Raw genomic sequence first — 12,752 nt, 5'->3', positions numbered from 1 at the left:
TGTGCGGTATTTCGCACTCTTCCCGAATCATTCACACGGAATCACTTTTTTCTTTGATGCACGACCGCAGGCCGCGTTAGCGGGCTGCCACGCCCAACACGTTTTGCCGCATGATAATGCGGCAAAACGTGGCGGGAGAGGTTCTGATCACCTTCGATAGTCTTCGGGGCGGATCTGATACCGCGCCAATTTATCATAGAATGTCTTGCGCGGCAGTTTGAGCGCCGTGGCCGCATCCGAAGCTTTCCCATTATGACGCCCCAACGCTGCAATCAGTAAAGACCTCTCAACCCGTGCCATCTGCTCGTTCAAACCCAGATCAGCCGCTTGCGCCACCTCTTCCGGCATTCCCAAAACAAACCGCATCGCAGCAGACATCAGCGAGCGTGCATTGCCTGGCCAGTCGCTGGCCATAAGCAACGCAAGATGATCGGAGGTTATCTCTGGCTCCGAGATACCGGATTGTTCTGCCGCTTGCGCAACATAGTGACGAAACAGAACCGGTATATCCTCCGGCCTTTCAGCCAAAGATGGGATGCGAACTCGCATAACGTCCAACCGATAGAACAAGTCCGCGTGAAACCGTCCTTCGGCAGACATTACGGACAAGTCGGCCGTTGTACCCGCCAGAATACGCGCACCCACGCCCTGCTCGACCAACTCCAGCGCTGCATATTGCGTTGCCTCGGGCATAGCAGAGATTTCGTCCAGAAAGAGTGAGCCCCCTGCAGCGTCTTCACAGATCTGCACCAGTTCCTTGGCCGTCAGTCCGGACGAGGGTCGCTTTACAAACGGTCCCAGCCCCTGAGGAGACATCAGATGAATGACCTCAGCCACTTTTGAAATCCCACTCCCCGCGGGGCCAGTTACCAGAACTTCGGCTCCGGTGGGGGCAACAGTGCGGACACGGTCCCGCAACGCCTCTGCCTGCGGCGACAGGCCGAACAACATGCGCGCGGCGGGGTCTCCGCGTTCAAGCTCATGTTTCAGGGCGCGTTGCTCAAGAACCTGCGCCCGCGCCGAGAAGGCCTTGCCTAGGACATCAAGCAGGTCAGCCGCAGCGCATGGTTTCTCAAGGAAATCAAACGCCCCCTGCCCCATGGCGCGCACGGCCATTGGGATATCGCCCTCACCAGTCAGCAAGATAACCGGAAGTTCAGGGTCCACCTCATTTGCATAAGTCAAAAGGTGAAATCCATCCCGTCCGGGCATGCGAATATCCGATACGATAACACCGGGGAAATCCGCACGAATGTGATCCTTGGCCGCCACGAAAGACCCAGCCGTCACCGGATCGTAGTCGGCCAGCTCCAGCGTCTGCGCCAAAGCCTCACGCACAGCAGCGTCGTCATCGACCAAAAGAACCTTGCGCGTCATGCCGCTTCATCTTCCTGATAGCTCTCAAGCTCTACGGTGAATTCAGCCCCTGTCTGGGCGTTGGCGCCGCGAATCTTGCCGCCAAAACTTTGCACCAGTCCATACGAGATCGATAGGCCCAGCCCCATCCCCTCGGACGATCCAACGGCCTTGGTCGTGTAAAACGGTTCGAACAGCTTTTCCGTGTTTTCAATACCCGGACCGATGTCGCGTACCGTGACAGCCAGTTTTTTACCGTTGTTTACTGAAATGCTGATAAGACGTTCGTCCTGCTGGCTCATCGCGTCTGCGGCATTGTTGATCAGATTAACAAAAACCTGCACAAGGCGCACCTCTCCGCCCCAGGCGAACACTGGGTTGTTCGGGGGATGCCAGTCCATCTTTACACCCTCGGACTTCAACCGCGCCTCTGTCAGCTCGACCGCCGTATCAATGACCTGTACCAGATCGACCTTGCCCATAGGTTCGCTTTCATTCCGCGCGAAAGCACGCAGGTTTTTAATAATCCTGGCCATCCGGGCTGCCATATCAGAAATGCGCTTCAGGTTTTCCGAGGCCTTTTCATCGCGACCACGCGCCAGAAACGCGGCCCCGTTGTCAGCAAATTGCCGGATCGCCATCAACGGTTGGTTCAGTTCATGACTGATCCCTGCCGACATCTGACCCAAGGCGCTCAACTTACCTGCCTGGATCAGTTCCTCTTGCGCATGTTTCAGCGCAGCCTCAGCTTCTTGCCGCTCATGAACCTCGCGGCGCAATGCGGTGTTTGCAGCGGTTAAGGCGCGGGTGCGTTTCGTGACCCTGCTCTCCAGGACAGCATTCGCCTCGGCCAGTGTCCGTCGCCTCTCGGTCGCCAGAAATAGCAGCGCACCAAAAGCCAGACAGATCGCGGCTACAGTGGCAGCTTGCAGGCCCGCCAACCGACGTGCCGGCGCGACATCCACAAGCACCTCGGCCGTCATGTCAATGACGGGTAGCTCTAGCATCAGATGCAGCGCGCGTTTGGGTAAGTACCGGCCCCAGTTCAGCTTCCACAACTCGTGCGGCCCCACCCAGGTCGAGGCGAAGTCGACATCGGCGCCCTCTGTTGGCACAAGACCTTGTTGGCTTTCGACCCGCCGCCAGAACAAAAGGTCTGACCGGTTTGAGATGAAAACAACCCCTTCGCCATCAATAAAGAACACCGCCTCGGTACTGCCCCGCCAGGTCTGTTCGACGTCCTGCACATCGGCAATCACCATCACCGCGCCATCCACGCGCCCTACCGCGTCAAATGTCGGTGCTGCATAAGAGTAAATCCTGTCACCGCTGACCGGCAGGACGCCGTGCGCGCTGCCCAGTGCCCCTTGCATGGCACGCTGAAACGCCAGGTCCTCGGCCATATTTAGTGTGTTCGTAGGTTGCGCCGATGCCAGCACCTGCCCGTTGCGGTCCAGATACATCATGTTCACCGCCGCCGTTTTGTCGGCGACATCCAAAAGGATCGCTTGCGCCCGCCGGCGTTGCTGCGGTGTTTCAAGGTTTTGCAAGACCGGATGGCTTGCCATCAACACTGCCAGTTCCTGATAAACCTGCATTTGTGTGGTCAAACGGTCTGCGGCCAGTTCAAGGTCTGCCTCGGCCTTTTCGCTTAGCTGAGACAAGGCCTGTCGATACCCATAAGACCACACACCGACGGACAACAGCCCGACAGCACCCAAAAAACCCAGGATCACCAAAACCCTCTGCATACCCTAGGGTCTTGCATTCGACGCGCTGCGTGGCAAGTCTGCCTTTCATGAAGACAGTGCTTCAATCCCCGGTCGATCTGAAATTCGTCCAAGATCCCTATCCATTTTACCATTCGGCTCGCGCGCACGGGGATCTTGTGTATTGGGAGGACTACCGGAAAGTCGCCGCTGTTTCCTACAAGGCCGTACAGGCCCTGCTCAAAGATCGCCGCTTTGGTCGAGAGGTCCCTGTTGAATTTCAGCGACCCGCAGCCGCGCACCTTGCCCCCTGGCTGAACGTCGAGGCACATTCTCTGCTTGAAGCCGAGCCGCCCCGCCACACCCGGCTACGCGCATTGGTTATGCGCGCCTTCACGTCACGCGGAATTGCAGCATTGGAGCCGTCTGTTCTCGACCTATGCAACACCCTGATCGATCGCTTTCCAAGCGCCCCTTTCGATCTGCTGGACGCGTATTGCACGCATATCCCAGTGATCACGATCTGCCGGCTGTTGGGGGTTCCGGAACAGCAATCACCCGACCTGCTAAGGTGGTCCCATGCGATGGTGGCGATGTATCAGGCCAGCCGCACGCGCCAGACTGAGGACGAAGCCGCCAATGCGGCGCAGGAGTTCACAACCTTTCTAAGCGACTACATCGAGAAACGCCGCTCTGACCCACAGGACGACTTGATTACCCGCCTGATCGAAGCTGAAGAAGAAGGTGAAAAACTGTCGCGCGATGAACTGGTGGCCACTTGCATCCTGCTTTTGAATGCGGGGCATGAGGCAACAGTTCATTCCTTGGGTAACGGTGTGAAAACGCTTCTGCAACTGGGGCTTGATCCCCGCGCCTATGACATTGATGAGTTGGTCGAGGAAATCCTGCGTTTTGACCCTCCGCTGCATATGTTCACACGCTATGCATATGAAGACGTCGAAATCTTTGGTCACAGGTTCAAACGCGGAGATGAGGTCGCCTTGATGCTGGGCGCCGCCAACCGCGATCCGTCAGTCTGGAATGAACCGGATGTGTTTGATCCAGCTCGCCCGGTCGTCACAAATACCAGCTTCGGGGGCGGATTGCATTTCTGCGTCGGTGCCCCTTTGGCGCGGCTAGAGATGCGCTTAGCCTTGAAGGTTCTTTTTCAGCGGTGTCCGAACATCCACCTGAGTGCTGAGCCGAACTATTCGAAGACCTATCACTTTCGCGGGCTAACGCGCCTGACGGTTAAGGCGTGACTGGCTTCAGTTATCGCTGAGCGCATTCAGCGGCAGCATGGTGGTGGACTTTATCTCTTCCATCGACAGCAGGGCCGTTACGTTATGAACCCGCACCTCAGAAATTAGAGTTTGGTAAAACTCGTCATAGGCCCTCGCATTCTTGACCCGCACTTTGAGGATGTAATCAATGTCCCCCGCCAGCCGGTGTGCCTCTTGCACCTCGGGTCTATCTTGCAAGGCTTTGAGAAACTTGCGCTGCCACTCCGCCTCATGCTCTGACGTCCGGATCAGAACGAAGAATGTGGCTTCGAATCCCAGTGCCTCGGCATCCAGCAAAACCGTTTGCTGACCAATCACCCCGGCCCCTTTGAGCTTGCGAATTCGATTCCAGACCGGGGTCTTGGAACTACCAACTCGGGCTGCTATTTCGTCCAGCGATTGGCTGGCGTCGCGCTGAAGCTCGACCAGAATTTTCCGATCTGTGTCATCAATCCGCACCGACATTCCAAATTTCCCTTCGTTTCGAAACCTTCGTCCTTCAGACGCGGCGCAACAGAACATTTGTTCTTTTTTATGCGCTCATATGGCGTTTAGGCGGGAATATTTCCTATATTGCGAGTTAAGTCAAACAACGTGGAACGAAACATGCAGGTCACGCAATCACATGATGTCACAGGGCACGTCGACTTTGTCGGCGCGGGACCGGGTGATCCGGAATTGCTGACACTCAAAGCTATAAAAGCGTTCGAACGCGCCGATGTCGTTCTGCATGATCGCCTAATCAGTGCAGAGATCCTGAGATTGGCTGGAAAAACGGCAGTTCTGGTCGATGTTGGAAAAGCAGGATTTGGACCGTCCTGGAAACAGGAAGACATCGACGCCCTGCTGGTTGATTACGCCACAAAAGGTCAGCGTGTCGTGCGCTTGAAATCAGGCGATCCGACTGTGTTTGGGCGCTTGGACGAAGAGATCGAAGCGGTCGAGGCCGCTGGTATCCCCTGGCAGATCGTTCCCGGCATCACCGCGGCGTCTGCCGCTGTTGCCAGTATTGGTCAAAGCCTGACGCAGCGCGGCCGAAATTCTTCGGTGCGTTTTCTGACCGGGCATGACATGAAAGGTTTCGCCGATCACGATTGGAACGCCTTGGCACGTCCCGGCGCGGTTGCAGCGATTTACATGGGCAAGAAATCCGCGCGGTTCATCCAGGGTCGCCTTATCATGCACGGTGCGGATCGCGCCACGCCCATAACCCTGGTTGAAAACGCCTCTCGCCCTGATCAACGCATCCTGGCCACTGATCTGGACAGGTTGCCCAATGACCTGAGCGCCGCCGAGATGGATGGCCCCACCCTAACGTTTTTTGGTCTCGCACCGCGCCACGCGGTTCAGGCCCTGACTGAATTCAAGAAGGAGCACGCCTGATGCCCCGCACATTTACCCCCAAGGTGGTCACCGCCAGCGATCTGCTGGAAGGTGACGTAATTTACCTGACAAGTGAAGACCGCTGGACGCGCGACCTTTCTGAGGCCGAACTGATCACGGATGAGGCCCATGCGCAGGTTCGCCTTTTGGATGCACAGCGCCAGACCAACATCATTGTTGGTGCCTACCTCGCTGACGCTGTGGCCAGCGAAAACGGCCCCGAACCCACTCATTTCCGCGAGGACTTCCGCCGCACTGGCCCGTCCAACTATGCCCACGGCAAGCAGGAAAAAGCAACGCAGCCCCGGGCCTGACCTAAGGCCCCCATTCTCCTCTTCAAGGCCCCAAGGTTTCGGGGCTGCAACTAAGGACAGCTAGACATGTATCGCTACTCCGAGTTCGACAAAGCCTTTCTGGAAGAGCGCAACAAACAGTTCCGCGCACAGGTCGAGCGCCGCATTGACGGCTCGCTCACGGAAGATGAATTCAAGCCCCTGCGCCTGATGAACGGCCTGTATCTGCAGCTGCACGCTTACATGCTGCGGGTCGCAATCCCCTATGGCACGCTGTCCAGTGCGCAGATGCGCCAACTGGCTCTGCTGGCCGAGAAGTGGGACAAGGGCTATGGCCATTTCACCACCCGTCAGAACATCCAGTACAACTGGCCAAGGCTGAAAGACGTGCCGGATATGTTGGACGCGCTGGCCGAGGTTGGCATGCACGCCATTCAGACCTCGGGTAACACGATCCGCAACGTGACCGCCGACCATTTTGCCGGTGCCGCCGCGGATGAGGTCGCAGACCCCCGGCCCTATGCCGAACTGCTGCGCCAATGGTCGACCGACCACCCGGAATTCCAGTTCATGCCGCGGAAGTTCAAGATCGCCATCACCGGCTCGGAAAACGACCGCGCCGTGATCAAGGCCCATGACATCGGTCTGCAACTGATCGAACGCGACGGCGTTCTGGGCGCCCGCGTTGTCGTGGGTGGCGGTCTGGGTCGTACACCCATGATCGGCAAAGAGTTGTCCGAGTTTGTCGCCTTTGACGACCTGCTGGCTTACCTGGAAGCAACGGTTTCAGTCTGGAACCAGATTGGTCGCCGTGACAACAAATACAAGGCCCGGATCAAGATCACCGTCCACGAAAATGGCATCGACACCATCCGCGCCAAGGTGAATGAGCGTTTCCTTCAGGTGCGTCCGCAGTTCAAAGGCGCCGACATGGCCCTGCTGGAAGAAATCAAGAGCCACTTCGCCCCGCCTGCCTTCCGCGAAGGTTCGGTTGCGTCGTTCGAAAGCGCTTACACCAACGATCCGGTGTTCCGCTCGTGGGTCGACACCAACATCGCGCCGCACAAAAATGCCGACCACGCGATTGTCACGATCTCAATCAAAAAGCACGGCGCGACGCCGGGCGATGCGACGGCTGAGCAGATGCGCGTGATGGCAGACTTGGCCGAAGAATTCGCCTATGACGAATTGCGCATCAGCCACGAACAGAACGTGATCCTGCCGCATGTCCACAAATCGGACCTGCCCGCGATCCACTCGAAACTGAAAGAGCATGGATTGGCCACCGCCAATATCGGCCTGATCAGCGACATTATCGCATGCCCTGGCATGGATTATTGCGCGCTGGCCACGGCGCGTTCAATCCCGGTGGCGCAGCAGATCGCGACCCGTTTTGACGAGTTGAAGCTGGAACACGATATCGGTCACCTGAAGATCAAGATCTCGGGCTGCATTAACGCATGTGGTCACCACCACGTGGGTCATATCGGAATTCTTGGTCTGGATCGCGCTGGAGTCGAGAACTATCAGATCACGCTGGGCGGTGACGGCACCGAGACGGCTGCTATTGGCGACCGCACAGGTCCCGGGTTTGCGTACGACGAAATCGTCCCAGCTGTTGAGCGCATTGTCGACGCCTATCTGGAACAACGCGAAAGCAGTGAGGAGACATTCCTGCAAACCTATCGCCGTGTAGGCATGGCGCCGTTCAAGGCGGCGCTGTACCCCGAGGCGCACGCCAATGCCGCTTGACCTGATCCAGACGGAACTTGGCAAAGACCGAAGTGAACTAACCAAAAGGGTCGAGGCGCTCAACGCCAAGTTCCGCCACCATAGCGCCCATGATGTCATGCATGGCGCACTGGACGAGATCGAGCAGCTTGCCCTAGTCTCAAGCTTTGGAGCCGAGTCGGTCGTACTGCTGCACATGGCTGCGGTGGTCGACAAGATGACGCCGGTGTTGTTCGTGGACACCCAGATGCTGTTCACCGAAACGCTGGAATACCAGCAGGAGGTCAGCGAACGTCTGGGATTGAAAAACATCCACATCATCCGCGCCGAAGATGAGGACATTCAGCGGGATGACCCAAACGGTGCTTTGCGACTGCGAGATACTGATGCGTGCTGCAACCTGCGTAAGACGTTCCCGTTGCAGCGTGCATTGGCGGGATACGACGGATGGATTACAGGTCGCAAACGGTTTCAGGCTGGCACACGCGCCGCGCTGGAATTCTTTGAGGTAGAAGACGGCACCGGCCGGATCAAGGTTAACCCGCTGACGCATTGGGCACCCGAGGACGTGCGCGCCTATATGGACGAGAACAACCTGCCCAGGCATCCGCTGGTGGCCAAAGGATATCCCTCGATCGGCTGTGCGCCCTGCACCTCGCCGGTCAAAGAAGGCGAAGACCCCCGCGCCGGACGTTGGCGCGACCAGAACAAGGAAGAGTGCGGCATCCATTTTGTTGATGGCAAGATGGTGCGCGCCGGAGAGAGAACATGAATGTAATCGTATCGGATGACGGGTTTGCTCCCGATGACTGGACCGATGGCTTTGTAACACTGGATGACGCCGCGAATGATTTGGTGGCGTTGGATGTGACCTCGGATACCGACCCTGATGAGCTGGTTGACCGTTTAGGTAATGCGAAAATGGTCCGCGTGGATTTTCCGTCATCGGCAGATGGGCGCGGTTTTACCATCGCCCGTATCCTGCGCCTAAAAGGATATACTGGCCGTCTGCGCGCCAAAGGCCACATTCTGGCCGATCAGTACGCAATGGCCCGTCGTAGTGGTTTTGACGAGGTCGAAATCGACAGTGAACTGGCCACACGTCAGCCAGAAGAACAGTGGTTGGCGCGTGCGAATTGGAAAGACCACAGCTATCAGGCCCGCCTGCGCGGCTAAGACCGCGTCTGCCAGCTTGCAAGGCAAAGTGGGGGCATATGCCCCCTTTTCCTGACTTGGATCAAAGTTTAAACGGAGATGTCGGTTTACCCAACTGGCAGTGAAACGATGACAGAGATGAAGCCCGTGACCGAAGCAACCGCCGTAAAGGCCCCCGTCCTACCGGACGCTCAGACCGTTACCGACGTGAAACACTGGACCGACAGCCTGTTCTCGTTTCGTGTCACGCGCCCTGCAAGCCTTCGGTTTCGCTCGGGTGAGTTCGTTATGATTGGTCTGCTGGGCGATAACGGCAAACCGCTGCTGCGCGCCTATTCCATCGCGTCCCCGTCCTGGGACGAAGAATTGGAGTTCTACTCGATCAAGGTGCAAGACGGTCCGTTGACCTCGAAACTGCAACACATCGAACCGGGTGACCAGATTATCCTTCGGCCCAAGCCCGTGGGAACGTTGGTGCATGACGCCCTGCTGCCCGGCAAGCGTCTGTGGTTCTTTGCAACTGGCACTGGCTTTGCTCCTTTTGCCTCGTTGCTGCGTGAACCGCAAACCTATGAGGACTACGATGAAGTCATCATCACCCATACCTGCCGGGAAGTGGCCGAGCTGGAATATGGTAAGCAACTGATCGAAAACATCCGTCAGGACGAATTGCTGGCCGAGTTGATGGGTGAAGGCTTTGCCGACAAGATCCGCTATTACCCAACGACCACGCGGGAACAAAGCCCCAAGATGGGCCGCATCACCAATCTGCTGAAAGACGGCACTGTATTCACCGATCTCGGTATCGAAGGCGGCATCACGCCAGAAACCGACCGGGCAATGGTCTGTGGCTCATTGGCCTTCAATCTGGACATCAAGGAAATCCTCGAAGAGTTCGGCCTGCGTGAGGGCGCAAACTCTGAACCCAAGGAATTCGTGATTGAAAAGGCCTTTGTTGGCTGATCCGTTCGCCCGGGCCGCCAAATTGATCGCGGCCCGCGCATAAACCCGCTGCGAAACCTTAGATTTCCTCTGTTTAGACGCGGATGACGCTTGAAACAGGACGCGGGGCAGTCTAGGTTTCGGGCTCGAAATTCTGCAATCATCAAAGGAATGAACCCATAGCTCGCAGACCCCACAACGCGCCGCCGCAGAGAGACACCGGACCGCGCGTCAATGAAAAAATCCGTGCCCCCGAGATTCGCCTGATAGGCGCTGATGGTGAAAATGTCGGGGTGGTTCATCCCGCCAAAGCCATGCAACTTGCCGCAGATGCGGGGCTTGACCTGGTTGAGATTTCGCCCAACGCGAACCCGCCGGTCTGCAAGATCATGGATTTCGGCAAGTTCAAGTATGAACAGCAAAAGCGTGAAAGCGAAGCACGCAAAAAGCAAAAAGTCATCGAGGTGAAAGAGGTCAAATTTAGGCCCAACACGGACACCCATGACTATGATGTCAAAATGCGGAACGTGTTCAAGTTTTTGGAGAACGGTGACAAAGTCAAAGTTACCCTGCGCTTCCGCGGCCGTGAGATGGCACACCAGAACCTGGGTCGTGAGCTGCTGGAACGCGTGGCCGAAGACATCAAGGATCTGGGCAAGGTTGAAAACATGCCCAAGATGGAAGGCCGGCAGATGATCATGATGATCGGGCCGCTGCCTCAGAAGTAACTTTCTGACCGACCTGTTTTTTCAAAGCCCCCTATTTGAGGGGGCTTTTTTTGTGACCAAACCGGGTGCCGTTAGATAACGGCTGTTATTGCCTTGTTCAGTTTCCCAACCATCTCATCAACCTGTTCGTCTTCGATAATGAATGGCGGCGCCAGCAGGATGTGATCGCCCAACCGTCCATCGCGCGTGCCCGACATCGGATAGCAAATCAGCCCTTCGGCCAATGCGGCCTTTTTGATCTTTCCTGCTACGCCGAGCGCAGGATCAAACGGTTGCTTGGTGTCACGATCCGCAACAAGTTCAATACCGCGGAACAAGCCCCGCCCCCGAATGTCTCCGACATTCGGATGTTGCCCCAATGCGGCCTCTAGCGCGGATTGAACCCTGTCCCCTATAACACCTGCCCGGGCAGGCAGATCATGCGCGGTCAGTTCACGTACCACGGCCAATGCCGCCGCCGTTGCAACCGGATGCCCGATATAGGTGTGGCCGTGCTGAAAAAATCCTGAGCCGTCGCGGATCGCATCAAAAATCCGGTTTGTACACATCATCGCACCGATGGGCTGATACCCGGCCCCCAAGCCTTTGGCGATGCAAAGTATATCCGGCGCCACCTGATCATGATTGCAGGCAAACAGGTGCCCCGTCCGGCCCATGCCGCACATCACCTCATCTAAAATCAAAAGAACCCCGTACTGGTCGCAGATTTCACGAATACGCTTATAGTACCCCTCAACCGCAGGGACCGCGCCCAAAGTCGCACCAACAACGGGTTCCGCCATAAACGCCATCACAGTGTCAGGACCTAGCCGCAGGATTTCGGTTTCAAGTTCATTGGCTACGCGCTGACCATAGTCAAAGCTGCTTTCACCGTTCGGCTTCTCTGCATATTCATAGCATGGCGCGATGTGAGTCATTTCTATCAGCATCGGCGCGAATTGCGCCCGCCGCCACGCGTTCCCTCCGGCGGACAAAGCGCCCAGAGTGTTGCCGTGATAGCTCTGCCGCCTTGCGATCACATGTCGCCGCTCGGGCTGACCAATCTCAAGAAAGTACTGCCGCGCCAGCTTTATCGCCGCCTCGGTCGCCTCAGACCCACCTGAGACGAAATACACCCGGTCCAGATCACCGGGGGCGTGTTCAATCAGCAAGTCGGCCAGTGCCTCGGCCGGCTCCGAGGTCATAAAGCCGGTATGGGCAAAAGCGATTTTTTCGACTTGCTCCTGCACGGCGCGGATGACCGATGGGTTCGAGTGACCAAGGCACGAAACCGCTGCATCACCGCAATCAAGATAGCGGCGACCCTGTGCGTCGATCAGGTAACACCCATCTCCGCCCGCGGCGACCGGTAACACTGATTTCGTGTGGCGTGGAAATACGTGACTCATTTGACTGCCCTTTCTAACTTGGCAACAAGCGCCGACACCGACGCAGCATTGTCCTTCCAAAAATTTCCATTTTCATCAGTCAGGCTGTTTTCGAACCCGACGCGAACGTCGCCGCCCTGCTTGGCCGCATATGTCAAACACGCATGTTCTTGCGGGCCAAAAGCGCACACCATCCATGGCGACTGGCCTTTGGGGAATTGATCCAATTCTTGCGGGGACGATTGTTGACCAGCCGCGTAGCGCCCCAAGACGAAGATACGCTGGACCTGTTCTTCGCGCACAATCCCGGCCTTTGTCCATTCCGCCAGCAAGGCGGCATCTTCTGAATCGTACAGGATATGCTGAACTCGTGTTCCTTGCGCAGCACACAGGCCATAGACATGATCGGCGAGTTCCGGTGACCGCGCGACCTCTCTTACGGAAACCGAGGCCCAATCAGGGCATACCTTCTCAAGACACTCGATTTGGGCGGGTACGTCGTATACTCCGGCAGCCTCGGTCGTGATTTGCAGGTCCAGTTCGGGAACGGCCCGCCGTAACGCGGCGACAGTTTCAACGTACCGCCCGGGATCCAAGGAATGCCGCCCCTCTGCATCGCGAATGTGCAAGTGCAGCCCGTTTGCGCCAGCCTGAAAACAAGCGCGCCCAGTTTCGACAATCTGATCAATGGAAACAGGAAGCGCCGGGTGATCTGACCGGCCGCGCCGCGCACCTGTCGGAGCGACCATAACATAAGAGCGCCTAGCGGATTGTTTTTCTGATCGCGAGTCCGACATTCAAATTC

At 57.1% G+C, this 12,752-nt stretch carries 13 protein-coding genes; 8 read left to right on the top strand and 5 right to left on the bottom strand.

Annotated features, from left to right (window positions below; genetic code table 11):
• Positions 1-147: 147 nt before the first annotated feature.
• A complete protein-coding gene (locus AC2FIT_RS06890) occupies positions 148-1,377 on the bottom strand; it encodes a sigma-54-dependent transcriptional regulator (RefSeq protein WP_496827937.1) in 1,230 nt (409 codons plus the stop codon).
• On the bottom strand, positions 1,374-3,107 hold the full coding sequence (locus AC2FIT_RS06885) for a sensor histidine kinase (protein WP_496827935.1): 1,734 nt from the start codon (positions 3,105-3,107) through the stop codon (positions 1,374-1,376). The genes AC2FIT_RS06890 and AC2FIT_RS06885 overlap by 4 nt, the downstream gene beginning before the upstream one ends.
• Before the next feature lie 47 nt (positions 3,108-3,154).
• Between AC2FIT_RS06885 and AC2FIT_RS06880 the strand changes: the two genes are divergently transcribed.
• Positions 3,155-4,327, top strand: coding sequence for a cytochrome P450 (locus AC2FIT_RS06880; RefSeq protein ID WP_496827933.1), 1,173 nt, complete (start codon positions 3,155-3,157; stop codon positions 4,325-4,327).
• A gap of 6 nt (positions 4,328-4,333) precedes the next feature.
• Here AC2FIT_RS06880 and AC2FIT_RS06875 read toward each other — a convergent pair whose 3' ends face one another.
• The gene (locus tag AC2FIT_RS06875; RefSeq protein WP_496827931.1) at positions 4,334-4,813 is read right to left on the bottom strand and encodes an Lrp/AsnC family transcriptional regulator; all 480 of its coding nucleotides are present in this window, start codon (positions 4,811-4,813) and stop codon (positions 4,334-4,336) included.
• 141 nt (positions 4,814-4,954) lie between these two features.
• Here AC2FIT_RS06875 and cobA point away from each other — a divergent pair, with 141 nt between their 5' ends.
• The 7 genes from cobA (at position 4,955) to infC (ending at position 10,580) form a co-directional block, all read left to right on the top strand.
• Entirely contained in the window at positions 4,955-5,731 is a 777-nt protein-coding gene (cobA, locus tag AC2FIT_RS06870; RefSeq protein ID WP_496827929.1) for a uroporphyrinogen-III C-methyltransferase, read from the top strand.
• Positions 5,731-6,045, top strand: a complete 315-nt coding sequence (locus tag AC2FIT_RS06865; RefSeq protein WP_496827927.1) for a DUF2849 domain-containing protein — start codon at positions 5,731-5,733, stop codon at positions 6,043-6,045. Before cobA ends, AC2FIT_RS06865 begins: the two co-directional genes overlap by 1 nt.
• 66 nt (positions 6,046-6,111) lie before the next feature.
• A complete protein-coding gene (locus AC2FIT_RS06860; RefSeq protein ID WP_496827925.1) occupies positions 6,112-7,776 on the top strand; it encodes a nitrite/sulfite reductase in 1,665 nt (554 codons plus the stop codon).
• A complete protein-coding gene (locus AC2FIT_RS06855; protein ID WP_496827923.1) occupies positions 7,766-8,527 on the top strand; it encodes a phosphoadenylyl-sulfate reductase in 762 nt (253 codons plus the stop codon). Before AC2FIT_RS06860 ends, AC2FIT_RS06855 begins: the two co-directional genes overlap by 11 nt.
• Positions 8,524-8,931, top strand: coding sequence for a DUF934 domain-containing protein (locus AC2FIT_RS06850; protein WP_068335200.1), 408 nt, complete (start codon positions 8,524-8,526; stop codon positions 8,929-8,931). Before AC2FIT_RS06855 ends, AC2FIT_RS06850 begins: the two co-directional genes overlap by 4 nt.
• 108 nt (positions 8,932-9,039) lie before the next feature.
• The gene (locus tag AC2FIT_RS06845; RefSeq protein WP_496827921.1) at positions 9,040-9,873 is read left to right on the top strand and encodes a ferredoxin--NADP reductase; all 834 of its coding nucleotides are present in this window, start codon (positions 9,040-9,042) and stop codon (positions 9,871-9,873) included.
• 158 nt (positions 9,874-10,031) lie between these two features.
• Complete coding sequence (gene infC, locus AC2FIT_RS06840; protein WP_496828367.1) at positions 10,032-10,580, top strand: translation initiation factor IF-3; 549 nt, start codon at positions 10,032-10,034, stop codon at positions 10,578-10,580.
• Positions 10,581-10,651: 71 nt separating this feature from the next.
• Here the strand turns inward: infC and AC2FIT_RS06835 are convergent, their stop codons facing one another.
• Together AC2FIT_RS06835 and AC2FIT_RS06830 are read right to left on the bottom strand one after the other, a co-directional pair.
• Positions 10,652-11,968 (bottom strand): aspartate aminotransferase family protein, encoded by a 1,317-nt coding sequence (locus AC2FIT_RS06835; protein WP_496827919.1) that lies wholly within the window; start codon positions 11,966-11,968, stop codon positions 10,652-10,654.
• The gene (locus tag AC2FIT_RS06830; protein ID WP_496827917.1) at positions 11,965-12,696 is read right to left on the bottom strand and encodes a beta-keto acid cleavage family enzyme; all 732 of its coding nucleotides are present in this window, start codon (positions 12,694-12,696) and stop codon (positions 11,965-11,967) included. The genes AC2FIT_RS06835 and AC2FIT_RS06830 overlap by 4 nt, the downstream gene beginning before the upstream one ends.
• Positions 12,697-12,752: the final 56 nt, after the last annotated feature.

This window comes from Ruegeria sp. YTSA135 (genome assembly GCF_059610165.1).
The sequence above is the reverse complement of the archived record's forward strand: the minus strand, read 5'-3'. Positions and strand labels throughout refer to the sequence as shown.

Excerpts from the sequence above, each read along its gene's own strand:
- AC2FIT_RS06890 (WP_496827937.1), bottom strand. The coding sequence starts at position 1,377 with ATGACGCGCAAGGTTCTTTTGGTCGATGACGACGCTGCTGTGCGTGAG.
- AC2FIT_RS06885 (WP_496827935.1), bottom strand. The coding sequence starts at position 3,107 with ATGCAGAGGGTTTTGGTGATCCTGGGTTTTTTGGGTGCTGTCGGGCTG.
- AC2FIT_RS06880 (WP_496827933.1), top strand. The coding sequence starts at position 3,155 with ATGAAGACAGTGCTTCAATCCCCGGTCGATCTGAAATTCGTCCAAGAT.
- AC2FIT_RS06875 (WP_496827931.1), bottom strand. The coding sequence starts at position 4,813 with ATGTCGGTGCGGATTGATGACACAGATCGGAAAATTCTGGTCGAGCTT.
- cobA (WP_496827929.1), top strand. The coding sequence starts at position 4,955 with ATGCAGGTCACGCAATCACATGATGTCACAGGGCACGTCGACTTTGTC.
- AC2FIT_RS06865 (WP_496827927.1), top strand. The coding sequence starts at position 5,731 with ATGCCCCGCACATTTACCCCCAAGGTGGTCACCGCCAGCGATCTGCTG.
- AC2FIT_RS06860 (WP_496827925.1), top strand. The coding sequence starts at position 6,112 with ATGTATCGCTACTCCGAGTTCGACAAAGCCTTTCTGGAAGAGCGCAAC.
- AC2FIT_RS06855 (WP_496827923.1), top strand. The coding sequence starts at position 7,766 with ATGCCGCTTGACCTGATCCAGACGGAACTTGGCAAAGACCGAAGTGAA.
- AC2FIT_RS06850 (WP_068335200.1), top strand. The coding sequence starts at position 8,524 with ATGAATGTAATCGTATCGGATGACGGGTTTGCTCCCGATGACTGGACC.
- AC2FIT_RS06845 (WP_496827921.1), top strand. The coding sequence starts at position 9,040 with ATGACAGAGATGAAGCCCGTGACCGAAGCAACCGCCGTAAAGGCCCCC.
- AC2FIT_RS06835 (WP_496827919.1), bottom strand. The coding sequence starts at position 11,968 with ATGAGTCACGTATTTCCACGCCACACGAAATCAGTGTTACCGGTCGCC.
- AC2FIT_RS06830 (WP_496827917.1), bottom strand. The coding sequence starts at position 12,696 with ATGGTCGCTCCGACAGGTGCGCGGCGCGGCCGGTCAGATCACCCGGCG.